27 protein-coding genes and 1 pseudogene are annotated in these 26,052 nt (G+C 60.4%); 18 read left to right on the top strand and 10 right to left on the bottom strand.

From position 1 onward, the window contains the following. The first annotated feature begins 143 nt into the window (after nucleotides 1–143). From cyaY to rnk, 3 genes are all read left to right on the top strand, one after another. Nucleotides 144–476 (top strand): iron donor protein CyaY, encoded by a 333-nt coding sequence (cyaY, locus tag KGB27_RS16680; protein WP_008024366.1) that lies wholly within the window; start codon nucleotides 144–146, stop codon nucleotides 474–476. Between the two features lie 4 nt (nucleotides 477–480). Beyond that, nucleotides 481–699, top strand: a complete 219-nt coding sequence (locus tag KGB27_RS16675) for a DUF1289 domain-containing protein (protein ID WP_081500210.1) — start codon at nucleotides 481–483, stop codon at nucleotides 697–699. Between the two features lie 271 nt (nucleotides 700–970). Beyond that, the gene (gene rnk, locus KGB27_RS16670) at nucleotides 971–1,381 is read left to right on the top strand and encodes a nucleoside diphosphate kinase regulator (protein WP_008024364.1); all 411 of its coding nucleotides are present in this window, start codon (nucleotides 971–973) and stop codon (nucleotides 1,379–1,381) included. Nucleotides 1,382–1,387: 6 nt separating this feature from the next. Here the strand turns inward: rnk and KGB27_RS16665 are convergent, their stop codons facing one another. The 3 genes from KGB27_RS16665 to KGB27_RS16655 all read right to left on the bottom strand — a co-directional run bounded on the left by KGB27_RS16665 (nucleotide 1,388) and on the right by KGB27_RS16655 (nucleotide 5,225). Further along, complete coding sequence (locus KGB27_RS16665; protein WP_223555386.1) at nucleotides 1,388–4,231, bottom strand: class I adenylate cyclase; 2,844 nt, start codon at nucleotides 4,229–4,231, stop codon at nucleotides 1,388–1,390. A gap of 193 nt (nucleotides 4,232–4,424) precedes the next feature. Further along, nucleotides 4,425–4,670, bottom strand: coding sequence for a TIGR02647 family protein (locus KGB27_RS16660; RefSeq protein ID WP_008024358.1), 246 nt, complete (start codon nucleotides 4,668–4,670; stop codon nucleotides 4,425–4,427). A 270-nt stretch (nucleotides 4,671–4,940) separates the two neighbouring features. Further along, nucleotides 4,941–5,225, bottom strand: a complete 285-nt coding sequence (locus KGB27_RS16655) for a hypothetical protein (protein ID WP_008024357.1) — start codon at nucleotides 5,223–5,225, stop codon at nucleotides 4,941–4,943. Between the two features lie 124 nt (nucleotides 5,226–5,349). On the opposite strand from KGB27_RS16655, the gene KGB27_RS16650 reads away from it, so the two are divergent. Then, nucleotides 5,350–6,009, top strand: a complete 660-nt coding sequence (locus KGB27_RS16650; RefSeq protein ID WP_223555384.1) for a glutathione S-transferase family protein — start codon at nucleotides 5,350–5,352, stop codon at nucleotides 6,007–6,009. A 195-nt stretch (nucleotides 6,010–6,204) separates the two neighbouring features. Then, nucleotides 6,205–6,879 (top strand): glutathione S-transferase family protein, encoded by a 675-nt coding sequence (locus KGB27_RS16645; RefSeq protein ID WP_032832560.1) that lies wholly within the window; start codon nucleotides 6,205–6,207, stop codon nucleotides 6,877–6,879. 56 nt (nucleotides 6,880–6,935) lie between these two features. On the opposite strand, the gene argH is transcribed toward KGB27_RS16645, so the two are convergent. After that, nucleotides 6,936–8,330: an argininosuccinate lyase gene (argH, locus tag KGB27_RS16640; RefSeq protein WP_008040637.1), complete on the bottom strand. Its 1,395-nt coding sequence runs from the start codon at nucleotides 8,328–8,330 to the stop codon at nucleotides 6,936–6,938. 241 nt (nucleotides 8,331–8,571) lie between these two features. Between argH and KGB27_RS31600 the strand changes: the two are divergent. The 8 genes and pseudogenes from KGB27_RS31600 to rsd all read left to right on the top strand — a co-directional run. Beyond that, a pseudogene (locus KGB27_RS31600) lies at nucleotides 8,572–8,781 on the top strand (sensor histidine kinase); the annotation flags it as partial. Beyond that, nucleotides 8,778–9,524 carry a LytR/AlgR family response regulator transcription factor gene (locus KGB27_RS16635; protein WP_008024350.1) on the top strand — a complete coding sequence of 249 codons (747 nt, stop codon included), beginning with the start codon at nucleotides 8,778–8,780 and terminating at the stop codon, nucleotides 9,522–9,524. The pseudogene KGB27_RS31600 and the gene KGB27_RS16635, both read left to right, overlap by 4 nt. 138 nt (nucleotides 9,525–9,662) lie before the next feature. Continuing rightward, entirely contained in the window at nucleotides 9,663–10,604 is a 942-nt protein-coding gene (hemC, locus tag KGB27_RS16630) for a hydroxymethylbilane synthase (RefSeq protein WP_008040638.1), read from the top strand. After that, nucleotides 10,601–11,368 (top strand): uroporphyrinogen-III synthase, encoded by a 768-nt coding sequence (locus KGB27_RS16625; RefSeq protein ID WP_223555382.1) that lies wholly within the window; start codon nucleotides 10,601–10,603, stop codon nucleotides 11,366–11,368. Before hemC ends, KGB27_RS16625 begins: the two co-directional genes overlap by 4 nt. 16 nt (nucleotides 11,369–11,384) lie before the next feature. Beyond that, on the top strand, nucleotides 11,385–12,539 hold the full coding sequence (locus KGB27_RS16620) for a uroporphyrinogen-III C-methyltransferase (protein ID WP_192227479.1): 1,155 nt from the start codon (nucleotides 11,385–11,387) through the stop codon (nucleotides 12,537–12,539). Beyond that, nucleotides 12,536–13,774, top strand: coding sequence for a heme biosynthesis protein HemY (locus KGB27_RS16615; protein WP_223555380.1), 1,239 nt, complete (start codon nucleotides 12,536–12,538; stop codon nucleotides 13,772–13,774). The genes KGB27_RS16620 and KGB27_RS16615 overlap by 4 nt, the downstream gene beginning before the upstream one ends. Nucleotides 13,775–14,004: 230 nt before the next feature. Beyond that, nucleotides 14,005–14,556 (top strand): disulfide bond formation protein B, encoded by a 552-nt coding sequence (locus KGB27_RS16610; protein ID WP_008040642.1) that lies wholly within the window; start codon nucleotides 14,005–14,007, stop codon nucleotides 14,554–14,556. A gap of 178 nt (nucleotides 14,557–14,734) precedes the next feature. Beyond that, entirely contained in the window at nucleotides 14,735–15,193 is a 459-nt protein-coding gene (rsd, locus tag KGB27_RS16605; protein ID WP_150631439.1) for a sigma D regulator, read from the top strand. 60 nt (nucleotides 15,194–15,253) lie between these two features. On the opposite strand, the gene KGB27_RS16600 is transcribed toward rsd, so the two are convergent. Further along, the gene (locus tag KGB27_RS16600) at nucleotides 15,254–15,919 is read right to left on the bottom strand and encodes an FKBP-type peptidyl-prolyl cis-trans isomerase (RefSeq protein WP_008040643.1); all 666 of its coding nucleotides are present in this window, start codon (nucleotides 15,917–15,919) and stop codon (nucleotides 15,254–15,256) included. 192 nt (nucleotides 15,920–16,111) lie between these two features. Between KGB27_RS16600 and KGB27_RS16595 the strand changes: the two genes are divergently transcribed. Further along, nucleotides 16,112–17,302, top strand: a complete 1,191-nt coding sequence (locus tag KGB27_RS16595; RefSeq protein WP_223555378.1) for an AlgP family protein — start codon at nucleotides 16,112–16,114, stop codon at nucleotides 17,300–17,302. Here the strand turns inward: KGB27_RS16595 and KGB27_RS16590 are convergent. Beyond that, the gene (locus KGB27_RS16590; protein ID WP_223555376.1) at nucleotides 17,299–17,763 is read right to left on the bottom strand and encodes a TIGR02444 family protein; all 465 of its coding nucleotides are present in this window, start codon (nucleotides 17,761–17,763) and stop codon (nucleotides 17,299–17,301) included. The two genes, KGB27_RS16595 and KGB27_RS16590, sit on opposite strands and share 4 nt — an antisense overlap. Before the next feature lie 50 nt (nucleotides 17,764–17,813). On the opposite strand from KGB27_RS16590, the gene KGB27_RS16585 reads away from it, so the two are divergent. The 3 genes from KGB27_RS16585 to KGB27_RS16575 all read left to right on the top strand — a co-directional run bounded on the left by KGB27_RS16585 (nucleotide 17,814) and on the right by KGB27_RS16575 (nucleotide 21,057). Next, complete coding sequence (locus KGB27_RS16585; protein WP_192227485.1) at nucleotides 17,814–19,724, top strand: ATP-binding cassette domain-containing protein; 1,911 nt, start codon at nucleotides 17,814–17,816, stop codon at nucleotides 19,722–19,724. After that, complete coding sequence (locus KGB27_RS16580; protein WP_223555374.1) at nucleotides 19,724–20,305, top strand: mechanosensitive ion channel family protein; 582 nt, start codon at nucleotides 19,724–19,726, stop codon at nucleotides 20,303–20,305. Before KGB27_RS16585 ends, KGB27_RS16580 begins: the two co-directional genes overlap by 1 nt. Nucleotides 20,306–20,424: 119 nt before the next feature. Next, the gene (locus KGB27_RS16575) at nucleotides 20,425–21,057 is read left to right on the top strand and encodes a LysE family transporter (RefSeq protein ID WP_008024319.1); all 633 of its coding nucleotides are present in this window, start codon (nucleotides 20,425–20,427) and stop codon (nucleotides 21,055–21,057) included. Between the two features lie 54 nt (nucleotides 21,058–21,111). On the opposite strand, the gene KGB27_RS16570 is transcribed toward KGB27_RS16575, so the two are convergent. Genes KGB27_RS16570 through KGB27_RS16555 form a run of 4 tightly spaced genes read right to left on the bottom strand, consistent with a single transcriptional unit; the run spans nucleotide 21,112 to nucleotide 24,234 of the window. Then, the gene (locus KGB27_RS16570; RefSeq protein WP_008040655.1) at nucleotides 21,112–21,855 is read right to left on the bottom strand and encodes a hypothetical protein; all 744 of its coding nucleotides are present in this window, start codon (nucleotides 21,853–21,855) and stop codon (nucleotides 21,112–21,114) included. A 3-nt stretch (nucleotides 21,856–21,858) separates the two neighbouring features. Further along, complete coding sequence (lpoB, locus tag KGB27_RS16565; protein ID WP_207284919.1) at nucleotides 21,859–22,449, bottom strand: penicillin-binding protein activator LpoB; 591 nt, start codon at nucleotides 22,447–22,449, stop codon at nucleotides 21,859–21,861. A 33-nt stretch (nucleotides 22,450–22,482) separates the two neighbouring features. Next, nucleotides 22,483–22,833 (bottom strand): YcfL family protein, encoded by a 351-nt coding sequence (locus tag KGB27_RS16560; RefSeq protein ID WP_192416648.1) that lies wholly within the window; start codon nucleotides 22,831–22,833, stop codon nucleotides 22,483–22,485. A gap of 15 nt (nucleotides 22,834–22,848) precedes the next feature. Further along, entirely contained in the window at nucleotides 22,849–24,234 is a 1,386-nt protein-coding gene (locus KGB27_RS16555; RefSeq protein ID WP_223434015.1) for a COG3014 family protein, read from the bottom strand. A gap of 317 nt (nucleotides 24,235–24,551) precedes the next feature. Between KGB27_RS16555 and KGB27_RS16550 the strand changes: the two genes are divergently transcribed. Beyond that, a partial coding sequence (locus KGB27_RS16550) for a cytochrome c/FTR1 family iron permease (protein ID WP_223555372.1) occupies nucleotides 24,552–26,052 on the top strand: 1,501 nt, incomplete at its 3' end.

Here is a 26,052-nt window from a genome sequence, read left to right as displayed (position 1 = left end):
GACTGGACCACCGCTTTCGCGGGCAAGCCCGCTCCCACAGGTGTACCTAAATCGGCCCTTGGTCGTTATCCTTTGCAATCACCGGGGCTCGCCCGTATCTTGCGGCGCTTGAGCCTGATCAGACACTTTTTGAGGTTGCCGTAATGAGTTTGTCCGAAGCGCGTTTCCACGATCTGGTCGATGCCACCCAGCAAACCCTGGAGGACATCTTTGACGACAGCGACCTGGATATCGATCTGGAGAGCTCGGCCGGTGTGCTCACCGTCAAGTTCGAAAACGGCACTCAGTTGATCTTCAGCCGCCAGGAACCCCTGCGTCAGCTGTGGCTGGCGGCGGTGTCGGGTGGCTTCCACTTCGACTACGACGAAGAGAGCGAGCGCTGGATGTGCGACAAGAGCGAAGAGCAGCTCGGCGAGATGCTTGAGCGCATCGTCCAGCAACAGGCCGGCGCTGAATTCGATTTCGAAGGTCTGTGAGATCGTGACCCAGCCGGCCCCTGTTCGACCGCCCAAGCCGCTTTACAGCAATGTCAGCCCGGCGGTGCCTTCGCCGTGCAGCGGCGTGTGTCGGCTGGATGAGCAGAAGGTCTGCCTGGGGTGTTTTCGCCATGTCGAAGACATCCGCGAATGGCGCTCGGCCGATGATGAGCGCCGGCGGGTCATCTGCGCGCAGGCTATACAACGCAAATCCTTGGCTTGATGCACAGACCTGTAGGAGCAGAGCTTGCTCGCGAAGGCGGCGCATCAGTCGATACCCATGTTGGCTGACACGCCGCCTTCGCGAGCAAGCTCTGCTCCTACAGGTTTCATCGGCGTTACCGAAAAATAGGGTCCATCGCGCCCTGCTTGTATATTTTTTGAGCTGTGATAGTGTCCAGAAACGCCTCAACCCATCGAGGCTCGTGAAAACCCCGCCTTTTTCTGGCGGGGTTTTGCTTTTTCTGTGCAGAAGAAAGGAGTCTGCCTCTATCATGACCGCACCTTCCATCACCCTTACTCGTCTGGACGTTCAACGTCTGGAACGCCTGATCGACAGCCTGGACGACACGCTGCCGGGCGTTATCGCGCTGCAAACCGAACTGGATCGCGCCGATACCGTGGTCGGTCACGATGAAGTGCCCGCCGATGTCGTGACCATGAATTCCAGAGTGCATTGCCGCGAAGAAAGCAGCGGCAAGGACTATCACCTGACGTTGGTGTACCCCAAGGATGCCAACGCGGACGAAGGCAAGATCTCCATTCTGGCGCCTGTCGGTAGCGCACTGCTGGGCCTGAAGGTTGGCCAGCACATCGATTGGCCCGCTCCGGGCGGCAAAACCCTCAAGCTGACCCTGCTTGAAGTCGAATCGCAGCCAGCCAATGGCGGCCCCTTCCCGGAATAACTTGCCTCAGACCAGCTCGAGCGCGTCATTCAATGCGCGCTCCAGATCGGCCTTGTAGCGCAGGTACAAATTGCTTGAACTCTGACCATCACCGAGCAGACCCGACAGGTCCAGGTCGGTGATGTAGCAGCGATAGCGATCGGTTTCACGGCGCTGCTCGACGATTTCCCGGGCGACCACACTGAACAGTTGGTCGCCATGCTCCAGCTCTGAAAATTCCCGCTGATTGCAATACAACGTGACTTGCACCTTGCCCGGTGCGGCTTTGCCGACGATCGCCTGCACATCGTAGAACGGCTTGTTGACCGGAGTTTGCGGCGCGAGTCGGGCTTCGACCCGGCGCGCTCGTCCGGGACCCGACGGCAGCAGTTGGTAATACAACGTATCGAGGCTCAGTGGCTGGGCGGCGTCCATCGGCAGCAAGGCATCGCGCCGGTACTGGATCGATTGCAGGAAACGTTGCAACGGCACCAGCAGGCTTTGTTCGTCGTGATAGGGCAAACGCTGTTGCCACAAGGCATTGAACTCATCCAGCACGTACAGATCGGCCTGGTCATCGTGAGTCCGGTAGAACACCTGAATGCACTCGGGCTGACCCATGGGCAGAATCAGCGCCAGGTCCTGATCCTCCAGCGCCATTGGGTCCAGGTGCAGCGGGCTGTAGCTCGCCAGCTCTTCGCCGAGGTAGTCGAACAGCGCCGGGAGGGTGGCGAGGGCGACGTGATTGACCTGCCCCGGCACCAATTCCAGCACGTGATAATGCTGCTGGACCTGAATCAGGTAGCGATGATTGAGCTTGCTCAGCAGCAGGTTCTGCGCGGTGTCGATCACTTCCTCGACCCGTTGCGCAATGAACTGCGCGCGGTTGTGGCAGAAGCAACGCACCCGCAACTTGGGTTGCTGTGGGCCGTTCGGCAGGTTGTTGAGGTAATCGCGCAGGCAGTCGAGCAGGGCGTGAGGGCCATCGAAGCGATTGACCGAGACCTCGTTCCAGCTGTTGAGCGTGACCTGATCCAGGGTCAACACCAGGTTCTCGCGGACCCCGGCGTAACTCAGCGAGTCAGTGCGCTCGGTGGTCATGAGAATGTTCAGGTCGCGGTGATGCTTGAGCGGATCGACGCCGACGTTCACCAGAATCAGCACCTCGCTCGGCACACTGGCGCGCAGCAGCGGTTCTTCGGCGACCGTGGGCAGGGGCAGGGCGATGCTCTGTTGCAGGCTGCCGAGCAGGTTGAACAGTTCGAATTCGCTCAGGTCACTGTCGCCGGGATGCAACGCCAGACGCGTACTGCTATCGATCACGCCGTTGCGGTGGCACCAGGTCAGCAGTTCCAGCAATTGGCGGCTGCGCTTGATCGGTGCGAAATGCTCCCACTCGAGGGCGGTCAGGCTGCCGTTGTACAAGCCCCACTGGGTTTGCCCCGATTCTTTCTTGTCTGGCGCATGCACCAGCGTCAGGGTGTCCTCGGCCAAGTCCGGGGCGATGCCCGGATTGATGAACTCGACTTTGTCGGCCTTGCGCTCGAACGCTGCGTACAGGCGTCGGCCCAGCACGTTGAGGTCGCGCTTGTTGATCAGGCTGACGGTCTGTTCGCTGCGGGCGAACTCGGTCAGGAAGCGGTAGCTGTAATTCAGTTCGTTGACCAACGCCCGGCGTTCGGAACTGACCTGACGGACTTTCCATTGGCTACGGCTATCAAGCAGCGCCAGTTGACGCTGATCCCAGTGCCATTCGTGGGCCAGGCGTTCAAGCAACGAGCGCTGCCAACTCTGGGTGCGGCTGCCGCCGGTGAGTTTACGATTGACCTTCAGGTACAGCGCGCGCCGCACCAGCTCCAGGCGCTCCGATTCGCCACGGGCGGTGAGGTATTCCTCGATTCGCCTGTAAACCACGACGTACGGGTCCAGCTCATCGAGGTCGAGCTGGTTGGCGAACACCGCTTGCTTGAAGCGCAGGCTCAGGCATTGAACCTTGGGGTGTTCGCTGGCGTAGACCTCGGTCAGCAACAGCTTGAGCACCGACTTGTAGGGTGACTCGATCCCCTTGAACAACTGCCAGAGCCCGGCGCCGATGAATTCGCCGGGCGGGATGTACGCCAGATGCCCCAGGTCCAGGGTTTCGTCGGCACGGATGAAACGTTTGGACAGCAGTGTGTGGGTGTAGCGGTCGTACGCGGCCTCTTCGTACACCGGCACCAGCCACCAGATGGGCGTGCGGCCAGCCAGCCAGATTGCTGTGCGGTAGAACTCGTCCAGCAGCAGGTAATGCTGGGTGGTGCCGCAGTCTTCCGAACTGAGTTGATTGTCCCGCTCGCCGAGCACGAAGCGGGCCGGGTCGATCAGGAAAAAATGCGCCTCGGCACCCTGGCTCGCGGCCCAGGTTTCGAGCAACTGGCACTTTTTACGCAGCTCGTTGAGTTCGCTTTCGCTCAAGTCCGGTGCGTGACAGACCCACACGTCCATGTCGCTTTGATCGGCCTGCGCCAGGGTGCCGAGGCTGCCCATCAGGAACAGGCCGTGAATCGGTCGCGGTGGATTGCTGCCGTGGCGCGGCTTGTATGAAAACGAGCGGGTCAGGCGCTGGGCTTCGGCCAGGGCGTTGGCGTCAGGCTCGAAGTTCGACAGCCCGGCGGGGGTGCTTCCGGAAACGTAACCCGGCAACAGCGGATGATTGACGTGGAAAAACAGCGGCAGCAGGGTCAACACCCCTTGCTGACGGGTCGACAGCCCTTCCATGGCCCGCGCCATGCGGCCCTCGTTGAGCTTTAGAAAACGTGCGCGCAACTGACCGAGAACCTTGCGGTCGATTCCCTCGTCCAGATCGGGGCGGATTTCATGGGTGCGGGTCATGTCAGCTCAAACCGGCTCGCAGGGCTCGGACGTGGAGGATCTCAGGATGAGGGGCAGTTTAGCGCCTCGGCCCCGGGATATTCAGGCTGATTTTGTTTTTTTGGCGTCAGATTTCTATCGTTGGGCGACAGTTCGTATCGAAGAGTGCCCGCGGAAATCCCGTAGCGGGGGTTTCCGTGGGCGATACGGTGGGTCAGGCTGTTTCCTGGACGCTCAGAATGGTGAGAACGGTTTGCACACTTTGCGCGGCATCACGACCCAGGCTGGTCAGATAACCGCCATCGGGTTGGTCAATCAGTTCTTTTTCGAACAGGCGTTGAGCGGCAGCTATGGCTTTCGGGGCAGCGGTCTGATGAATTTTCAAACCTTCCTGGGAACTGTCCAGGTTGAAGAGTGCGAGGATTTCCAGTTCGGCAACCAACTCAGGGGTAAGCGACATAAGGACTCCAGACTTTCTAGGAATTGGACGACAGCGCCCCTAAGGTGATCCCACTCGCGCGGCATGTCCAGTGCTCACGACAGGGTTTTTTCTCTTCGGGAAGCATTCCCCGACAGCGGGGTGCGTACCAGTGTAGTCAGGGTCTGGGGGAAAGGCCTGGGGATTGTTTGTAGGAGCGAGGCTCGCCCGCGAAGAACGGTAACGCGGTGTTTCAGAGGGACCGCGGTGGAGCTTTCGCGGGCAAGCCTCGCTCCTACACTAAGCGGGGGATTACTTCTTTTCCGGCGGCAATTCCGGCAAGGCACGCAGTGCCGCTTCGTACCATTCGGTGTTGAACGCGCGGTCTTCTTCGAGGATCGCGTCGATTTCTACCGCTAAAACGTGAGCCATCAGGTTGAGGATTTCCTCACGCTCGTAACCCACCAGGGTCAACTTGTTGAAGGTCGCCTTGGCGGCTGGCGGGTTGTCGCTCTCGATCTGGTTTTCGATCGCTTCGATCAGGGTGTTTTCGGTGAATTCTTCTTCGTCGCTATCGATGTCGGTTGGCTCGCTCATGGCAGGCTCCTCAAGGTAAGGCGGGCAGTTTACCTGCATTCAGCGCTGTGATGCTGCTGGCGAGAAACCCCCGGGCGTTCTATAAACAGGCACTGCCAACCCCGCACGGCCTGGAGGCTTCGTGATGCTCAAGCTTTATGGATTTTCCGTCAGTAACTACTACAACATGGTGAAACTGGCGCTGCTGGAGAAAGGACTGCCGTTCGAGGAAGTGCCGTTTTATGCAGGCCAGAGCCCTGAGGCGCTGGCCATCAGCCCGCGTGGCAAGGTGCCGGTGCTGCGCGTCGAGCAAGGGTTTGTCAACGAAACCTCGGTGATTCTCGAATACATCGAGCAGAGCCAGAAAGGCACGCCGCTGCTGCCGATCGATCCCTTCGAGCGCGCACAGGTCCTGGCGCTGGCCAAGGAAATCGAGCTGTACATCGAGCTGCCGGCTCGTGCCTGTTATGGCGAAGCATTTTTCGGCTCGCCTTTACCCGACGCCATCAAGGACAAGACCAAAGCCGAGTTGCTGCTGGGTTTTGCCTCGCTTGAACGGCACGGCAAGTTTGCCCCTTATGTTGCAGGCGATAGCCTGAGCATTGCGGATTTGTACTTCCTGTACAGCGTGCCGCTGGCCTGTGCGGTGGGCCACAAGCTGTTTGGTGTTGACCTGTTGGCAGACATGCCAGCGGCCAAGGCATTGCTCGAGCGCCTGGAGCAGAACCCGAACGTGCAGCGGGTTGCGGCGGACAAGGATGCGGCGATGCCCGCGTTCCTGGCGATGGTGGCGTCCAAGAAATAAAGAAGTGGCGGCCATTGTGTGTCAGAAGATTCGCAATCTTTTGTCCCATATGGTCGTCGCCCTTGTCCGACGGGCCGTTCAGGCATTTGCGTCTTACGCGGTAATAACCGGGTTCTTTCACGGCCCCGGGTATTGGTTACTTTGAGCATCGATCGCTTCCGATCAGGAAACTTCCACGGTCAAGGAGACCCGATGATGCTCAAACTGTATGGCTTTGCGGCCAGCAATTATTTCAACATGGTCAAACTGGCACTCCTGGAGAAAGGCGTGCCGTTTGAAACGGTTCCGTTTCATGGATGCCAGAACCCGGACATCCTGGCGGTCAGCCCGCGCGGGAAAGTGCCGGTACTGGAAACCGAACAAGGGTTCTTGAGCGAAACGGACGCGATCCTCGATTTCATCGAAGAGACTCAACCGGGCATTTCTCTGCTGCCGCAAACGCCGTTTGAAAGGGCAGGCGTTCGAGCCTTGGCCAAGGAGATCGAGTTGTATATCGAACTGCCGGCGCGAGTCTGTTATGTCGAGGTGTTCTTTGGTGGCAGGCCGACCCCCGAGGCGCTGAAGGCCAAATCCGAGCGAGACCTGATCAAGGGATTTGCCGCCCTGAAACACCGGGCGCGGTTTGCACCGTACGTGGCGGGCGAACAGTTCACCCTGGCCGATTTGTACTTTCTTTACAGCGTCGATCTGGCTGTTGACGTCGGAAAGCGTTTGTTCAACGTCGATTTCCTCGACGACATGCCCGGCGCCAAAGCGTTGCTGGAGCGCCTGGCGGATAACCCGAATGTACAAAAAGTCGCCGCTGACCGGCTGGCCGAGGCGCCTGCCTTTTTGCAGCGGGTGGGAGCCGTTGGGCGCGCGACAGCCTGAGCATAAAAAAGCTCGATGGCCTTTCAGCCATCGAGCTCAGGTGTTACAGAGACCGTTTAACGGCTGGCGAGCAACGCCTGGCCGCGAGCCACCGCCTGCTTGACCTGCGCCGGAGCGGTCCCGCCGATGTGGTCACGGGCGTTCACCGAACCTTCGAGGGTCAGCACGGCGAACACGTCCTGATCGATCTGGTCGCTGAACTTGCGCAGCTCTTCCAGGCTCATTTCCGCCAGGTCTTTACCGCTTTCCACGCCGTACTTCACGGCATGGCCAACGATTTCGTGGCAGTCACGGAACGGCAGGCCACGACGCACCAGATAGTCGGCCAGGTCGGTGGCGGTGGAGAAACCGCGCAGCGCCGCTTCGCGCATCATTGCGTGCTTGGGTTTGATCGCCGGGATCATGTCGGCAAAGGCCCGCAGCGAGTCGCGCAGGGTGTCGGCGGCGTCGAACAGTGGTTCCTTGTCTTCCTGGTTGTCCTTGTTGTAGGCCAAAGGCTGGCCTTTCATCAGGGTCAGCAGGCCCATCAGTGCACCGAATACGCGGCCGGTCTTGCCGCGAACCAGCTCTGGCACGTCCGGGTTTTTCTTTTGCGGCATGATCGAGCTGCCGGTGCAGAAACGGTCCGGCAGATCGATGAACTGGAACTGGGCGCTGGTCCACAGCACCAGCTCTTCGGAGAACCGCGACAAGTGCATCATCGCGATGCTCGCGGCCGAGCAGAACTCGATGGCGAAGTCACGATCGGACACGTTGTCCAGCGAGTTGCCGCCCACGGCGTCGAAGCCCAGCAGTTGCGCGGTGTATTCGCGGTCGATCGGGTACGTGGTGCCCGCCAGCGCGGCACTGCCCAACGGCATGCGGTTGGTGCGCTTGCGGCAGTCGACCAGACGCTCGTAGTCGCGGCTGAGCATTTCGAACCAGGCCAGCATGTGGTGCCCGAAGGTCACCGGCTGCGCGGTTTGCAGGTGAGTGAAGCCCGGCATGATGCTGCCGGCTTCGCGCTCGGCCTGTTCCAGCAGGCCTTTTTGCAGGCGGGTGATTTCGCCCAGGATCAGGTCGATCTCGTCACGCAGCCACAGGCGAATGTCGGTGGCGACCTGGTCGTTACGGCTGCGGCCGGTGTGCAGCTTTTTACCGGTCACGCCGATGCGGTCGGTCAGACGCGCCTCGATGTTCATGTGCACGTCTTCGAGGTCGATGCGCCAGTCGAACTGGCCGGCCTCGATTTCACCCTGGATGGTCTTCAGGCCATCGGTGATGCTGTCGCGCTCGGCATCAGTCAGCACGCCGACCTTGGCCAGCATGGTGGCGTGGGCGATCGAGCCCATGATGTCGTGGCGATACAGGCGCTGGTCGAAAGTGACGGAGGCGGTGAAGCGGGCGACGAAGGCGTCGACGGGTTCACTGAAGCGGCCGCCCCAGGACTGATTGGTCTTGTCAGTGCTCATGAATTCGCTCGTATCGGCTGAAGAAAGATGGCGTTGAAAGCTGCGGCGGATAATAACAGGGTTGCCAATCCTGTCGCTGACACTGGTCGATACGTTTTTTTCTCATGCGTCGACCCATACTCAAGGCAGGCATTGTGGAAATTGCGCAACGATATTTTTCAATTGAGCAATAACGTGCCGGCAACCGTCTACAGTTGGACAGTAGGATCAGCGCACTTCCTGGCGCTGCAGCGGACGATAAGAAGAGGGGGTGTTCATATTGTGTATCAGCAAACCCTACGGCGATGCCTCGCCAACCGCCAATTGCCCGGCAAATAAAAATTTAGCAGTCGGACGGGCGGCACTTTTTGGCCCTCGCGCTAGTCTTAGCGTGGATCGCGGTGACAGACGTCACTTCACCTGTCTACGCTATCCTTGTGCGAGACTCACGCAGGAATCCAGCGCAATATGAATGTCCTGATCGTTGATGACGAACCCCTTGCCCGCGAGCGCCTGAGCCGAATGGTCGGCGAACTCGAGGGATACAGTGTCCTGGAGCCGAGCGCCACGAACGGCGAAGAAGCGTTGGCACTGATCGACAGCCACAAACCGGATATCGTGCTGCTCGATATCCGCATGCCGGGCCTCGATGGCCTGCAAGTGGCTGCACGATTGTGCGAACGCGAAACCCCGCCCGCCGTGGTGTTTTGCACAGGTCCCGATGAATTTGCCGTGGAAGCCTTACAGGCCAGCGCCGTAGGCTATCTGGTGAAACCTGTGCGTACAGAACAATTGCATGATGCGTTGAAAAAAGCCGAACGCCCCAATCGCGTCCAGCTCGCGGCTTTGACCCGTCCCGCCGCCGAAACCGGCAGCGGCCCGCGCAGCCATATCAGCGCCCGTACCCGTAAAGGTATTGAACTGATCCCGTTGGGGCAGGTGGTCTACTTCATTGCGGATCACAAATACGTGACCTTGCGCCATGAAGGCGGCGAAGTGCTGCTGGATGAGCCGCTCAAGGCCCTTGAAGATGAATTCGGCGACCGTTTCGTGCGGATCCACCGCAACGCCCTGGTCGCCCGCGAACGCATCGAACGCCTACAACGCACGCCACTGGGGCATTTTCAGCTGTTCCTCAAAGGCCTGAACGGTGACGCCCTGATCGTCAGCCGACGCCATGTGGCCGGTGTGCGCAAAATGATGCAACAGCTTTAATTCGCCACCCGCAGGCGAACTTCTCACCCGATTGCCGGACGTCCGGGGCCAGGGAGGCCAGGCAATTCCTGATTCAAGTCAAAGCGGATTTGGTTGAGCTGTTATTATCTGCCGTATCTATTCAGTACGGATTGATCCATGTCCTCTCGCGAAATCCGCATCGCCACCCGCAAAAGTGCTCTCGCCCTGTGGCAGGCCGAATACGTCAAAGCCCGTCTGGAAGAGGCCCATCCGGGGCTGCTCGTGACGTTGGTGCCCATGGTCAGTCGTGGCGACAAGCTGCTCGACTCGCCGCTGTCGAAAATCGGCGGCAAGGGCCTGTTCGTCAAAGAACTGGAAACCGCGCTGCTGGAAAATGAAGCCGACATCGCCGTGCATTCCATGAAAGACGTCCCGATGGACTTCCCGGAAGGCCTCGGTCTGTTCTGCATCTGCGAGCGAGAAGACCCGCGCGATGCCTTCGTCTCCAATACCTATGCCAGCCTGGACGAATTGCCGTCAGGCAGCATCGTCGGCACCTCCAGCCTGCGCCGTCAGGCTCAGTTGCTGACCCGTCGCCCGGACCTGGAAATCCGCTTCCTGCGCGGTAACGTCAACACGCGTCTGGCCAAGCTCGATGCCGGCGAGTACGACGCCATCATCCTCGCGGCGGCCGGCCTGATTCGACTGGGCTTCGAGGATCGCATCACCTCGGCGATCAGCGTCGATGACAGCCTGCCGGCCGGTGGCCAGGGTGCCGTGGGCATCGAATGTCGCTCCGCCGACCGCGAAATTCACGCCTTGCTCGCGCCGCTGCACCATCAGGACACCGCCACCCGTGTCACCGCCGAACGTGCCCTCAACAAACATCTGAATGGCGGTTGCCAGGTGCCGATCGCCTGCTACGCCGTGCTGGAAGGCGAGCAGATCTGGTTGCGTGGCCTGGTGGGCGATCCGAGCGGCGGTCTGCTGCTCAGCGCCGAAGCCCGTGCACCGCGCGCCGATGCCGAAGCACTGGGTGTGCGAGTGGCCGAAGACCTTCTGAGCCAGGGTGCCAACGACATTCTGAAAGCGGTCTACGGTGAGGCAGGTCACGAGTGACGGGCTGGCGCCTGCTGCTGACGCGTCCGGCGGATGAGTCGGCGGCGCTGAGCGCTGTGTTGGCCGAAGCGGGGATTTTCAGCAGCAGTTTGCCGCTTTTGGAAATTGAACCGATTCCGGCCTCTGCCACAATGCGCCTGGTGATTCAGGATCTGGATCGTTATTGCGCCGTGATTGTGGTCAGCAAGCCCGCCGCCAGAATCGCGGTGGATCTGGTCGACCAGTACTGGCCGCAAGCACCGCGCCTGAAGTGGTTCAGCGTAGGCGCGGCGACGGCGCAGATCCTTGATGAACACGGGTTGGACGTGAGTTTTCCGGCCGAGGGTGATGACAGCGAAGCCTTGCTGGAGCTTGCGTCGTTGCGCGAGGCTGTCGAGCAGCCTGATCCACGGGTGCTGATCCTGCGTGGGGAGGGGGGCCGCGAGTTGCTCGCAGAGCGTTTGCGCGAGCTTGGTGCTAGTGTCGAGTATCTGGAGTTGTATCGCCGCAAGCTTCCACAGTATCCGCCGGCAACACTGCCTGAGCGGATCAAGGCGGAACGCTTGAACGGGCTGGTGGTCAGCAGTGGACAGGGTTTTGAGCATCTGCATCAATTGGCCGGCGATGCCTGGCCACAGTTGGCGCAGTTGCCGTTGTTTGTACCAAGCCCCAGGGTCGCCGAGCTGGCACGTGCCGCCGGGGCCCAAACAGTTGTGGATTGTCGTGGCGCGAGTGCCACGGCTTTGCTGACGGTGTTACGGGAGCATCCCGAACCCGTTCTCTAATGCAAAGGATGGATACGTGAGCGAAACAGCCTTGCCTAAAGATGACTCCCGGCCATTGATCGATGCGCCGGTAGATGCACCGGTAGAAAGTGCGCCACCTGCTGCAGAGCAGCGCCGAGGCAATGGGCTGGCAATCGTCGCGCTGTTGCTGGGCGCCGCCGGTGTGGCGGTGGGCGGTTGGGGTGTCTGGCAGGTGCGTCACCTGCAAGCCAATACGCAGGAGCAGTTGAGTCAGGTGCAGGCGTTGAACGATCAGGCGCAAAGCCTGAAGCTCAACGAACAGCGCCTTAGCGCACGCCTTGAGCAAATGCCTGCCGCCGAAGAACTCGATGCCCGCAGCCGTCTGGTGATCCAGCTGCAAGGCGATCAGCAGCGCTTGAATCAACGCCTGGAAACCGTCCTCGGCGCCAGCCGCAAGGACTGGCGCCTGGCTGAGGCCGAACACTTGCTGCGCCTGGCCAGCCTGCGTCTTTCGGCGTTGCAGGACATCAACAGCGCTCAGGCCCTGGTGCAAGGCGCCGACGAAATTCTTCGCGAACAGAACGATCCAGGTTCCTTCGCCGCTCGCGAGCAAGTGGCGAAAACCCTGGTCGCCTTGCGCAGTACCGAACAGCCGGATCGCACCGGCCTGTTCCTGCGACTGGGTGCGCTGCGTGATCAGGTGGTCAGCCTCACCGAGCTGGCTCCTGAGTACAAGGACCGGGGCGATTCGCTGCTGGGTCTGACCGCCGATGGCGACGGCGCCAGTCGTTGGGCGCAGTGGTGGGATCAGATCTCGCGTTACATCCGTATCGATTTCAATGCCGATAAAAATGTCCGTCCGCTGCTGGCAGGGCAAAGCCTGAGTCAGGTGCGCCTGGCCTTGAGCCTGGCGCTGGAGCAGGCGCAGTGGGCAGCGCTCAATGGTCAGGCTGCGGTCTACACCCAGGCGCTGGCCGAGGCGCGGGACGTGCTCAAGGGTAATTTCAACCCGGACAACCCGCAGAGCAAAGTGATGCTCGAACAGGTTGGCGAACTGAGCAAGCAGCCGGTCACCGTGGTCACGCCGGACCTGACCGGCACGCTGAGCGCGGTTCAGGGCTATCTCGAGCGACGTAATGTCAACGCCGAGGACTCGATCAAACCCATGGCCAAACCTGCCGCAAGCACCGCGCAGGAGGCCACGCCATGAAACGCCTCTATGTGATCGTGTTTCTGGCCATTGCCGTTGCCGCCGCGTTGGGGCTGGCGATTGCCGAGCATTCCGGCTACGTGCTGATCGCCTACAAGAGCTTCCGTTTCGAATCGAGCCTGTGGGCCACCCTGGCGCTGGTGGCGGTGCTGTGGCTGGTGTTCTGGGGCATCAAGGCGTTGATCGAATTGGTGACGACCTCCAGTGGCGTGGTCAACCCATGGTCGCGGCGCAATCGCAGTCGTCGGGTGCAAGTGGCGATCGAGCACGGTCAGCTGGATTTGGCTGAGGGTCGCTGGGCCAGCGCGCAGCGTCATCTGCATCGTGCCGCCGAAGCCGAGCGCCAGCCGCTGCTTTACTACCTCGGCGCTGCCCGCGCGGCGAACGAACAAGGTCATTACGAAGAAAGCGACAACCTGCTGGAGCGCGCACTGGAGCGACAGCCTCAGGCCGAGTTGGCGATTGCCCTGAGTCATGCCCAATTGCAGACCGACCGTGGCGACACTGACGGCGCCCTGTCGACGTTGCAGGCGATGCATGAGCGTCACCCTCACAACGTACAGACCTTGCGCCAGTTGCAACGCTTGCATCAGCAGCGCGGCGACTGGTCAGCGGTGATTCGCCTGCTGCCGGAGCTGCGCAAGGACAAGGTCCTGCCGGCGGCCGAGCTGGCCGAACTTGAGCGCCGGGCCTGGGGCGAAAACCTGTCCCTGGCTGCGCGTCAGGAAGAAGACGGGACGGTGGGTTTGCAATCGCTCAACCGCGCCTGGCAACAACTCACCTCGGCTCAGCGCCAGGAACCGCAACTGGTATTGGCGTATGCCGAGCAACTTCGGCAACTGGGCGCGCAGGTTGAGGCCGAAGAGGTCCTGCGAACGGCGCTCAAGCGCAACTACGACAGCCATCTGGCACGCCTTTACGGGCTGGTTCGCGGCAGTGACTCTGCGCGTCAATTGCAGACCGCCGAGGGCTGGCTCAAGGATCATCCGGCTGACCCGAGCCTGTTGCTGACCCTTGGTCGTCTGTGTCTGCAAAACAGTTTGTGGGGCAAGGCCCGGGACTATCTGGAAAGCAGCCTGCGCGTGCAGCGCAAGCCGGAAGCCTGTGCCGAGCTGGCTCGGCTGCTGGCGCAACTGGGCGACACCGAGCGCAGCAACCAGCTGTTTCAGGAAGGCCTTGGTTTGCTGGACGAACGCTTGCTGGCCGCGCCGCTACCGGCGCCGGTTCATGCCTGATTGTGTGGCGAGGGGGGCAAGCTCCCTCGCCACGCAGTAGGTATTGCAGCGACGTTTTCTTACATTCGTAGAGCCTCGACGGCAAAGTCCTACAGAGGACTACACCTGATCCTCTCGCTTCTGTCGGGAATTCCCTACACCTCTGCTGAAGTGTCCTTGCTGGCTTGCCTTGAAAGGCTGCCGCGCTTTCCTCTACCGTAACCACTTGTCTCTACTGGTACGGAAAAGCCATGACGTTGGCCTGCTCACGCTCCTTGTTTTTCATGGTTTTCATTGCCGGCGCGCTGGCGTTGGGCGTTTCCTACTACCTGGAATATGCAGTCGGCCTCAAGCCCTGCGGGCTGTGCCTTTTACAGCGGATTTGCCTGGCGGTGCTCACGGGTGTCTGCCTGATGGCTTCGGTTCATGGCCCCGGTCGCTTCGGTTCGTTCCTGTACTGGCTGCTCGGTTTGCTGTGCAGTCTGGCGGGTACGGTGACGGCGTGGCGTCAGGTGTTGTTGCAAGGCGATCCGGTGCAACAGCTGTCAGCGTGCTCGCTCAGCCTGACGGACCCGTTCGCAAGCACCCCCTTGGTTTATGTGGTGCAGCAGATGTTCAAGGGCACGGCCGAATGCGCACAGATTTCCTGGACGCTGTTTGACCTGAGCCTGCCCGAGTGGAGTCTGCTCTTCTTCATCGCCATGACGATCCTGAGTGTTTACCAGTTGCTGCGCGTGGTCTGGATCGCTTGTCAGCGACCGCTCAGCGGCACGTCGTCGCACCGGGCGCTGGTCGGCGATTAAACACTTGTATGAACTTTATCTGCTGCGTACCTTGAAGCCACAGTCGCGCGGGCATAATCTGGCCCGCACGTGTCATTGGAATTATGTTGCTCGAATGACGCTCTGCCTGGCCGACTCTTGATCTTCAAGTGTGCGACAGGTGTAGAGCAGCATGACCCACAAGGGAAGAGAGACCGCCATGCTCGAAAGTTGTCAGAATGCTCAGGAACGCTGGGGTGGAGTGCATCTGCTGATCGATCGCTGGTTGCAGGAACGTCACGAACTGGTTCGGGCCTATGATGATCTCGGCGCCAAGCCTGAGGCGCTGGGTGAGAACCGCAAGCCATTGCAGGAATTCTGCGGCGTGCTGGTCGATTACGTGTCTGCCGGGCACTTCGAGATCTACGAACAGCTGACGGGGGAGGCCAAGGCTTTCAACGACAAGCGTGGTCTGGAACTCGCCGAGACCATCTACCCGCGCATCGACGTCATCACCGAGAAGCTGCTCGCGTTCAACGACCTGTGTGACGCAGGCAAATGCGTAGCAGAGAAATTCAAAGAGCTGGGTGGCTTGTTGCACGAACGCTTCGAACTGGAAGACTGCCTGATCGAAGTGCTGCACACTGCTCACAAGGAAGAGGATTCGGTTCAGGCCTGAACCCCTTCCTGCCACACCTCAAAACGGTGCGCTTTGCGCGCCGTTTTTCGTTTCCGCTGTTTAGCTGGTGGCGCCACGCAATTCGACTTCGAATACCAGCGGCGTGAACGGCTCGATCAAGTCGCCGGCACCGTCGGCGCCATAGGCCTGAGCCGATGGAATCACCAATCGCCACTTCGCACCGACCGGCATGTTTTGCAGCGCGCTGCGCCATCCGCTGATCACGCTGTCGAGACTGAACCATTGCGGTTGGGTGTTCTGATCGAACACGGTGCCGTCGGGAAGACGACCGACGTACAGCACCTGAACCTTGCCATTCGGACCGGCTTTCGCGCCGGTGCCGGGTGTCAGCTCCGTCAGCAATATTCCATCGGCCAGTTCGCGAACGCCGGGTCTGGTTTTTTCTTCGGCGAGAAATCGATGCTCTTTTTCGAGAGAGGCTTCGCTCTGTGGCGGGGTCGGCTGCAAGGCTGCCTGCGCTTCGTGCTCGGTCAGAATCTGTTCGATCTGCTCATCTTTCAGGGCCAGGGGTTTGCCTTGATAGGCTTGCTGCAAACCTTCGACCAGCGCCTGCAGTTGCAGGTCGGGAACCTCCAGGCGCAAGCGTTCGCCGAGGCTCGCGCCCAGGCTGTAAGCGAGATCGTGAGCTTCATTTTCCTTGGTTTTTTCGGCGGCTTGGGCGATGGAAAAAAACACGCACAGCGATAAAAAAAGGTAGCGCGACATGGGCACTCTCCGACCTGAGATGCGGCAGATTATGCCAGTGTGAATGCGTTCGACAGTGAACTTGTTTTGCGTAAGCGCAGAAGATTTTCGATCCGTTGCAACGCGACGCTTTCGATACTGTCAACATGCCCTAGCGGCGGTAGCAGCAGAGGTCTAGTATGAGCCGCACCCACGTCAGCCAGGAGGTAAACCATGTCGGCCACCAAGAAGCCTGTAAATACCCCGTTGCACTTACTCCAACAACTGTCGGGCAGCTTGCTCGAGCATTTGGAAACCGCTTGTTCCCAAGCCTTGGCTGATGCTGAAAAACTGCTCGCCAAACTGGAAAAACAGCGCGGAAAAGCACAAGAGAAATTGCACAAATCCCGCACCAAATTGCAGGACGCTGCGGCGGCCGGCAAAGCCAAGGCACAAGCCAAGGCGAAGGACGGCGTGCAGCAACTCGAAGACGTGCTCGATGCCCTCAAGGATCGTCAGTCCGACACCCGCGCCTACATTCTGCAACTCAAACGCGATGCCCAGGAAAGCCTGAAACTGGCCCAGGGCGTCGGTCGTGTTCAAGAGGCTGTCGCCAAGGCGTTGTCCTTGCGTGCGGCCAAGCCTGCTGCGGCCCCTGCGAAGAAAGCCGCTGCCAAACCGGCTGCTGCAAAAGCACCGGCCAAACCTGCCGCCAAGGCGCCTGTGAAAGCGGCGGCTAAACCTGCAGCTAAACCTGCGGCGAAAAAACCAGTCGCTGCCAGCGCTGCTAAACCGGCTGCAAAACCAGCCGCTAAAACTGCTGCTGCCAAACCTGCTGCCAAGCCAGCCGCTGCCAAAACAGCTGCCGCAAAACCGGCTGCAAAAACCACTGCTGCAAAACCGGCCGTAGCGAAAACTGCAGCGGCCAAACCCGCCGCAAAACCGGCAGTTAAAACGGCTGCAAAACCAGCCGCTAAAACTGCTGCTGCGAAGCCTGCTGCCAAGCCAGTCGCCGCTAAAACCGCTGCCAAGCCAGCGGCAAAACCAGTGGCTAAAACTGCTGCTGCGAAACCTGCTGCCAAACCGGCCGCTACCAGGACTGCTGCTGCAAAACCTGCGACTGCAAAACCTGCCGCCGCTGCCAAGCCAGCCACCGCGGCAAAACCTGCCGTAGCGAAACCAGCAGCCAAACCTGCCGCTGCCAAGCCGGCTGCAAAACCAGCTGCCAAGCCAGCAGCCAAACCAGCCGTGAAAAAACCGGCCGCTGTTGCCAAGCCGACCCCGGTAATTGCTGCCAAGCCAGCGACACCGGCGCCATCCGCTTCGGCCGCGCCTGCACCAGCAGCCTCCACCTCGACAGTCACCACGGCGCCAACGCCTGTCGCACCGTCGAGCACCAGCTCCACCCCAACCAGCGCTTCCTAAGTGCCGGTTGCCGCGACGCGCAGCTGATGCAGCGCGTCGCGGTCCAGGTGGGCGGCACCCGCCGCCACACCCTCCAGCCAGGCCGATAAATCGGTCGCCTCACACTGCGGCCAATTCAACGCCGCTCGCTCCAGCCGCATCAGCAAATGCCGCTCGGCTTCCAGCTCCAGCGTTTTTACTTGTTCGCGTAACGCATTCAGTTCGGCGTCCTCAGTCGCGACGACTTTCCATCGCATGCGCAAGGCGCGTAGCGGTTGAACAACATCCGCGTCCCAAGGCTGCGCCACGTTGCGAAGCTGCCGCAGTCGATGTTCGTTGCAGGCGATCCCGCGCTGGCCCAGCCACAACCCGCACAGCAACAGGCACACATTCACCCCCGCCGATTGCAGGGTCAGGCACGCGGCTTCAACGCCGGGACGGGCGTAAGTGCCAAGGGAAAAGCTCCACAGGTCAGAGGACATAGTGCTACTCGCGCCAGTTGCGAGCGAAGCTGGTAGACTCCGCCGCCATTATGATTCGACTTCAGAACCTGACTTTACAGCGTGGCCCGCAACGTCTGCTAGAAGACGCCGAGCTGACCCTGCACGCCGGCCACAAAGCCGGCCTCATCGGTGCCAACGGCGCCGGCAAATCGAGCCTGTTCGCCTTGATCCGGGGCGAACTGCACCCGGACTCGGGTGATTGCTTCCTGCCGGCCGACTGGCGCATCGCCCACATGCGCCAGGAGATCGAGACGCTCGAACGCCTGGCGGTCGACTACGTGCTCGATGGCGACCTGCGCCTGCGCGAGGTGCAACGTGACCTCGCCGCGGCCGAAGCCGCCCATGACGGCACCGCTCTGGCCCGCCTGCACTCGGAACTCGACAGCGCCGACGGTTACACCGCCGACGCTCGTGCCCGCAAGCTGCTGGCCGGGCTTGGGTTCACCAATGAGCAGATGGATCGCCAGGTCGGCGATTTCTCCGGTGGCTGGCGGATGCGCCTGAACCTGGCGCAGGCATTGATGTGCCCCTCGGACTTGCTGCTGCTCGACGAACCGACCAACCACTTGGACCTCGACGCCATCATCTGGCTCGAAGAATGGCTGAAAAGTTATCCCGGCACCTTGCTGCTGATTTCCCACGACCGGGATTTTCTCGACGCCGTGGTCGATCACGTGGCCCACGTCGACCAACGCAAGATCACCCTGTATCGCGGTGGTTACAGCGCTTTCGAACGTGCCCGCGCCGAACGTCTGGCCCAGCAACAGCAGGCCTACGAGAAGCAGCAGGCGCAACGTGCGCACATGGAAAGCTACATCGCCCGCTTCAAGGCCCAGGCCACCAAGGCCCGCCAGGCCCAGAGCCGGATCAAGGCGCTGGAGCGGATGGAAGAGTTGTCCGCCGCCCACGTCGATTCGCCGTTCGACTTCGTCTTCCGCGAGTCGACGAAGATTTCCAGCCCGCTGATCGATCTGTCCGATGCCCGTCTGGGCTACGGCGACAAAGCCGTGCTGGAGAAGGTCAAGCTGCAACTGACCCCCGGCGCGCGCATCGGTTTGCTCGGCCCCAACGGCGCCGGTAAATCGACCCTGATCAAAAACCTCGCCGGTGAGCTTTCGCCGCTGGCCGGTCGACTGACCCGTGGCGAGAACACCGTCGTCGGCTACTTCGCCCAGCATCAGCTCGATTCCCTCGACTCGAAGGCCAGCCCGTTGCTGCACTTGCAGCGTCTGGCGCCAACCGAGCGTGAACAGACGTTGCGCGACTTCCTCGGTGGTTTCGACTTCCGCGGCGCGCGCATCGACGAGCCCGTGCTGAACTTCTCCGGTGGCGAGAAGGCGCGTCTGGCCCTGGCGTTGATCGCCTGGGAACGGCCGAACCTGTTGCTGCTCGACGAACCGACCAACCACCTGGACCTGGAAATGCGCCTGGCGCTGACCATGGCTTTGCAGGAATTCAGCGGTGCGGTACTGGTGGTCTCCCACGATCGTCATTTGCTCAAAAGCACCACCGACAATTTCTATCTGGTGGCGGACGGCAAGGTCGAGGAGTTTGATGGCGACCTGGAAGACTACGCCCGTTGGCTGGTCGACTACCGTCAGCGCAACGCCCCGGTCAGCACCACGCCGGTCAATCCGGACAAGACTGACAAGAAGGCCCAGCGTCAGGCCGCCGCTGCGTTGCGTCAGCAACTGGCACCGCACAAGCGTGAGGCTGACAAGCTCGAAGCCGAGCTGGGCAAGCTCCACGAGAAGCTGGCGAAGATCGATACCAGCCTCGGCGACAGCGACATTTACGAGCCGGCGCGCAAGAACGACCTGCGTGATCTGCTGGCCGAGCAAGCCAAGCTGAAAGTGCGTGAAGCCGAACTGGAAGAAGCCTGGATGGAAGCCCTGGAATTGCTTGAAAGCATGCAGGCGGAGCTGGAGGCGCTGTCCTGATGGAGGCGTTCAGGCTGCCGCTGCCGGCGGTGTGGGTCGAGCCGATCTGGCTCGTCGTGCAAATCCTGCTGATTCTGTTGGCCGGTTACTTCACCCAGCGCTTTGTCGCGAAATGCCTGACACGCCTGGGCGAGCGCTACCCGTTTCCGCCGCAGTTGCTGATGCCGCTGCGGGGCGGCCTGCGCTGGCTGATCATGGGCAGTGCGCTGATTTTCGTGCTGGAACGCCTCGGGGTGTCGGCGACGGTGCTCTGGACCGCGTTGTCCGGCTTCGTCGCGGTCGCGGCGGTGGCGTTTTTCGCCATGTGGAGCGTGCTCTCCAATCTGCTCTGCGCGATCCTGATCTTCACCGTCGGCCCGTTTCGCCTCGGCGATGTGGTCGAGTTGGTGGACACCACTGACAAGCCTGGCGTCAAAGGTCGGGTGGTGGCGATCAATCTGCTTTACACCACGTTGATCGAAGCTGAAGAGCTTGGGACCGGCAGTGCGATGGTTCAGGTGCCTAACAGCCTGTTCTTCCAGCGCTCGGTTCGACGCTGGCGCGGTACGGATGTATTCCCTTCCAGCGGGTTTGAAAAGTAAGCCCTCAAAGCTGCAAACGCTGGTCGGTCGCCGCAATATCCTGCAAAAAAAACGATGGTCATCGGCCCAAAGCCGCATTAGCTTAGACATCTGTTTACGAGTCTGAGTCGAGGTGTGCGATGGAGCTTCAAACATGGCTGGCGTTTTTTGCCGCCTGCTGGGTGATCAGCCTGTCCCCCGGCGCCGGCGCCATTGCGTCGATGTCCAGCGGTCTGCAATACGGTTTCTGGCGCGGTTACTGGAATGCCCTGGGCCTGCAATTGGGCCTGGCGGTGCAGATCGCGATTGTCGGTGCCGGTGTCGGCGCGATCCTCACGGCGTCGGCCAGCGCTTTTTATGCGATCAAATGGTTCGGCGTGGCGTACCTGGTTTATCTCGCGATCAAGCAATGGCGCGCACTGCCCAGCGACATGAGCGATGACGCGGCGGTGCGTCAGATCGGCAAGCCGATGGCCCTGGTGTTCCGCGGTTTCCTGGTCAACATCAGCAACCCCAAGGCCCTGGTGTTCATGCTGGCGGTGTTGCCGCAGTTTATCGACCCGCATGCGCCATTACTGGTTCAATACCTGATCATCGGCGTAACCATGGTCTGCGTTGACCTGATCGTCATGGCCGGTTACACCGGGCTGGCGTCCAAAGTGCTGCGCATGTTGCGCACGCCCAAGCAGCAAAGACGCATGAACCGCACGTTTGCCGGGCTGTTCATTGGCGCTGCGGCGTTTATGGCGACGCTGCGCAAAGCGGCGGTGTAAAACCGCCAGGCACAAAAAAGGCGACCCTTGAGGTCGCCTTTTTCGTTCAAGGGATCAGCGCAAAATGACCGGCTCTGTATCCTCTGGCAGGTTATTGCTCAACGGCGCCTGCTCTTGCTGCTCATTCCCGCTGCCACCCAGTTGTTCGCTCAACTGACGAGCCACATCTTCCCCCAGGGACTTGGACACCTCACGTACCAACCGTGGGCGACTCTGTGAGATCTTCGCGTCCCGATGGTTCGTCAACTTGGTGTCCTGGCCTTCGCCCATCGCCGTGAAGGCCGAGGTGATTTCGAAGGTTTTGGTGTCGATCAGGCTGAAATCCGCCACCAGGGTCAGTGCCAGCACCGAGGAATAGCTGTTGGTGTTGGGTATCTCATTGACATCACTGTTGAAGTCTACGTCCGACAAGGTGCCGAACAGTACATAGTCGGCGCCCTCGAAGTTGCCGGCCTTGATCCGCTCGATCACGTCATAGATATCGACTTTGGATTCGGCGGTGTGCGGCTTGCCTTGCACCAGCTGGAACATTCCGGAGCGCAGCATCTGGCCCTTGATGTCGCCGGTGAATTTGCGCAGCTCGGTTTGCTCGATGTAACTGGTTTTGGATTCGAACGAGTCGTAGCTCGAAGAACCGCTGGAGCTGTACTCACCCTCGCGGTAATTGTCCTTGGACGAAACGGTGTGGATGTACTGCTCCACGCGCTCCTCGTATGCCAGGTCGGTTACTGCGACTTTCGGGGCCGCCTGCACGCTGAACGTGCAAGCCAGGGCCATCATCCCAATCCATGCGCGCATTGATTAATGCTCCGTAGTTTTTCGGATCTCTTTTTCGTCCATCCACTCGGCCAGACCGCTTTCAACGTCGATCAATTGCAGGCTGAATTTGTAGAAGACGTCCTTGTACTCGCTGCTGCGCTTGACGATCGAGCTGATCGAACCTTCAAGGCGGTATTTGGCGGCGATCATGTTGCCGATCTTGGACACGGTGGCTTTCTTGTACAGACCGCTCTGGTTTTGCAGCTGGATCTGATCAACCTGGTTCTGCATGTCGGCGTTGTCGCTGGAGAAGCGTGCCGTGCCCGATTTCATCAGTTGGGTCTTGATGGTGGTGGTGATTTCACGGGTGTCGATGTATTCGCTGGTCTTGTTCTTCACGTCGTAGACCTGGACCACCGGGCGTCCACGCAGAATGCCGGACTGGGCGAGAGAGCGGGTCATGGACTCGGCGATGATCTGCAGGTCGGTGGAGCTGAACTCGTTGGTGATGGTTTCCACAGCCTTGGTGTCGCCATAGCTGGTGTTCTTGCTGCCCAGGGTCGGTGGGTGGTTGCTGGCGCAACCACTGGCCAGGAGGGCGATAGCGGCAATAATCGAAAAGCGTACAAACATGGGAATGCTCTCTGAAGCTGAACGAATAGGGTGTTAAGGCGTATTGATTTCCAGGCGGAAATCCACGGCCTTGGGGGTGGGCGCTATGGCCTGAATGAAGCGGGTCTGCTCGCCGTACATCATCTGGCTCTTCCAGGTTTCTTCTTCGGCAACCGGGAAGCCATCAGGGTCGAGCCAGGCAAAGCGGTAGTAGAAGGTCTTGTTGTCGGAGCTGGTGTTGCTCAGCTGTGTATTGACCGTAATGAAGCCGTTTTCCCGGGCGACACGCATGGCGTCGACCTCAATGTCCCTTAGCTTGCCCAAGGCCACGACCTTGCTGGCGGCTGTTGTGGCGCAACCGGCCAACAAGGCCAGGATGACGACAGCGATGAGTTTGAAGCGCATGGGAAGACTCCGTAATTAAAGTTGTTTGAAGCTGGCCACGGCTGTCGGGCTGGCGCTCGGGGTCGCGTGAACGGCCAGGCCGCTGGCGAAGACCTGGTTGCCCACGGCGCGCAGGCTGATGACTTGATAGCGCTGGTCAACGGTGATCTTGAGCACTGTCGTTCCAACCGCGACCTGGTGCTCGCCTTTCTTCAGGCGCAGGCGCACGACATGGGTGTTGTCCGGCAGGGTGCGCCACGTACGGGTATCGGCACCTTCGAGCACGGTTGAACTGTAACCGACTGCCATGCCCGCCAACTGGCTGACTTGTTGGATCTTTTCCTGCGCCACGCCACGGGTAGCCGCACGAACAGTGGTGCGCACAATGATGCCAGGCATGTCGTCACGCAGTGCGCGGCGGGACATGGTGGTAATGCTGTTGAGTTGCGTCAGGGTGAGTTGCTGACCGTCCACGCCAATCTGGGTGAGCGGGGCGGTGGAGGTATCTGGCTTGATGACCGGGAAGGACAGCGGAGCGATCACCACGCCGTTGCTGATCGGCAGAGTCAGTGGCAAGCGGATCGAGCCCCGGGCCGGCGCCAGCCCGCTTTGCACGACGATCAGGATGTCGCTGTCTTCGTCCTCGGCACTTTTCTGGTCCAGATCCTTCAATGCCTGCTCCAGCAGCGGAGTGTTCGGGCGCAGTTCGGCTGCTGTGCGGTAACCCGGTGCGGCCAGGCCTTTTTCGCCCAGGGCTTCGTAGACGAAGCCGGCCAGGTAATGGCTGAAGGCACTCTGGTAGCTGTTTTTCAGCCCAACCACTTCAGGTGCGTCGAGGCTGGCGACGGGATAGCCATACAAGTCTTTTAACTCGGTCTTGATGCCTACCTTATCGGCTTCCTCTTCGCTCTTGAGGTATTCCTTGTCGCGCAGGTCGGCGATCACCGCTTCACGTTCGTGGGTTTTCTTGATCGCGATACGTGCGCCGTCGAAGTCGTTGACGGCCAGCAGATTCAGGGCCATTTGCGTGGTCAGCATGACTTTTTCGTAGTCGTAGCCTTCGTAGCGGCGGACCTTGTCGTTCACTAGGAAGCTGCCGAACTGAGCGAGGTACTTGCCAGCATCGAGTTTGACCGACTCTTCCCATTGACCGACCACGACATCGGCGCTGTTCCAGGCGTTCTGGCTGCCGGACAGATCGCCCTTGGCGCGCAGCAGTTCACCCTTCTCGAAGTAGTAGAGGAGGTCCTTGTCTGCACCGAAGTTGTTCTTTTCCAGCAGGGTCAGCGCCGCATCGATATTGCCGGAAGCCAGCTGCATGTTGGTTTGTGCGAGCTCCGAGTCGTAGTTGCGAAACACCGAACAGCCGGAGAGGAGCGTGACAGCGCTGACCGCAATCACTGCAAGGGCGCGGGAGGCCATAGGTACTTCTTCCGTGAATGGTGATCAGCCGCGCTTGCTGGTCGGGCTTTTTGGACCTATCGGCGCAGACGGGCGTCCTGCCAATTCCTCATAAGCAGAGGAGCTTTGAGTGCCATATCGATCAATTGAAGGCTCGTCATTATAGACAGGGAAGGTGGCGCAGTAATGGCTTTTTGATTGCTGCTAAACATAAAGATGCCATCATCTGGCAAAAACACCATTCGAGGTCTGCGACGGCGTTTCAGACAACAAAGCTTGAGCGAAACTCATTCGAAGTGAACAATGTGTTACTTCGTATTTCCAATTGAGATTCATTCATGACTGCCCCGTCCCGTTTCTTGGCCTGGCTGGTATTGCCGCTGTTTGCCTTGTGCAGTTCCAATCTGCTGGCCGACACCGTAGAAGGTGCGCCGCAAGCGCTGCATTTGCTTGATTACATCGGCGCCGATTACCCGGAGTCGGTCGAGGCCGGCAAAGTCATCAATGAGTCTGAATACCGCGAGCAGCTGGAATTCAGCAAGGTCCTGCAAGGCCTGATCGCCGGCCTGCCGGCCAAGCCGGAAAAAGCGGTGCTGGAGCAGGGTGTCAGCACACTGCGCAAATCCATTGCTGCGCGGCAGGACGGCTCGGACGTTTCCCGTCAGGCACGGCAGCTCGGTGCGAAGCTGGCGGTGGCCTATGAGGTCAGTCAGGCGCCAATCATTACACCGGATCCAGCCCGTGGTGCGTCGATGTACACCCAGCATTGCTCGGTCTGTCATGGCGATGCGGGGGCCGGTGATGGCCCAGCCGGTGTCGGCCTGACGCCGCCGCCAGCCAATCTGCGCGATGCCGCGCGGTTGGATCGCCTGAGCCTGTACGCGATCTACAACACCTTGGGGATGGGTGTCGAAGGCACTGACATGCCGGCCTTCGCCGACCAGCTGGACGATCGTCAGTGCTGGGACCTGGCGACCTACATCGCCGGTTTCAGTGCCGATCCGGCCGCAGCCGCATCTGAAAAGACCTACAACATCGCCGACCTGGCCCGTCAGACCCCAGCCGAAGTGCTGGCTGCCGAAGGCCCGCAAGCGGCAGCGACTTTCCGTGCGCAGCGTGCGCAACCGCCGCAGGTCAAGCGTGGCCCGGCGCAGTTGCTCGACTACACCGCTGCAACGCTGGACAAAAGTATCGCGGCCTATCGTGCCGGCGATCACGACCAAGCCTATGACCTGTCGGTGGCGGCGTACCTGGAAGGTTTCGAACTGGTCGAAAGCTCGCTGGACAACGTCGACGCCAACGTGCGCAAGGACACCGAAAAATCGCTGATGGCGTACCGTCAGTCTTTGCAGGACGGTTTGCCGGTGGCCCAGGCCCAAGAGCGTCTGGAGGCGGCCAAAGCCAAGTTGAAAGAGTCTGCCGGCCTGTTGGGCAGTGATGGCCTGAGTTGGTCCTTGAGTTACATCTCCGGACTGCTGATTCTGCTGCGCGAAGGTCTGGAAGCGATTTTGGTGCTGGCGGCGATCCTTGCCTTCCTGCGCAACACCGGCCAGCAATCGGCGGTGCGCAGCGTCAACGTTGGTTGGGGCCTGGCGTTGCTGGCCGGTCTGGCGACCTGGGCACTGGCGGCGTACGTGATTGATGTCAGCGGCTCGCAGCGTGAATTGCTGGAAGGTGCGACGGCGTTGTTCGCCGCGGTCATGGTGCTCTGGCTCGGCGTGTGGATGCACGACCGTCGCCACGCGGCGGCCTGGCAGGATTACATCAAGAGCAGCCTGGTGGGCGGCGGTGGCCGTTTCGGTTTTGCGACACTGGCGTTTTTCTCGGTGTACCGCGAAC

Source organism: Pseudomonas sp. BF-R-01, from assembly GCF_019946615.1.
Taxonomy (GTDB): Bacteria; Pseudomonadota; Gammaproteobacteria; order Pseudomonadales; family Pseudomonadaceae; genus Aquipseudomonas; species Aquipseudomonas migulae.
Note: the sequence above shows the minus strand (reverse complement) of the source record. Positions and strands in the feature narration are given on the sequence as shown.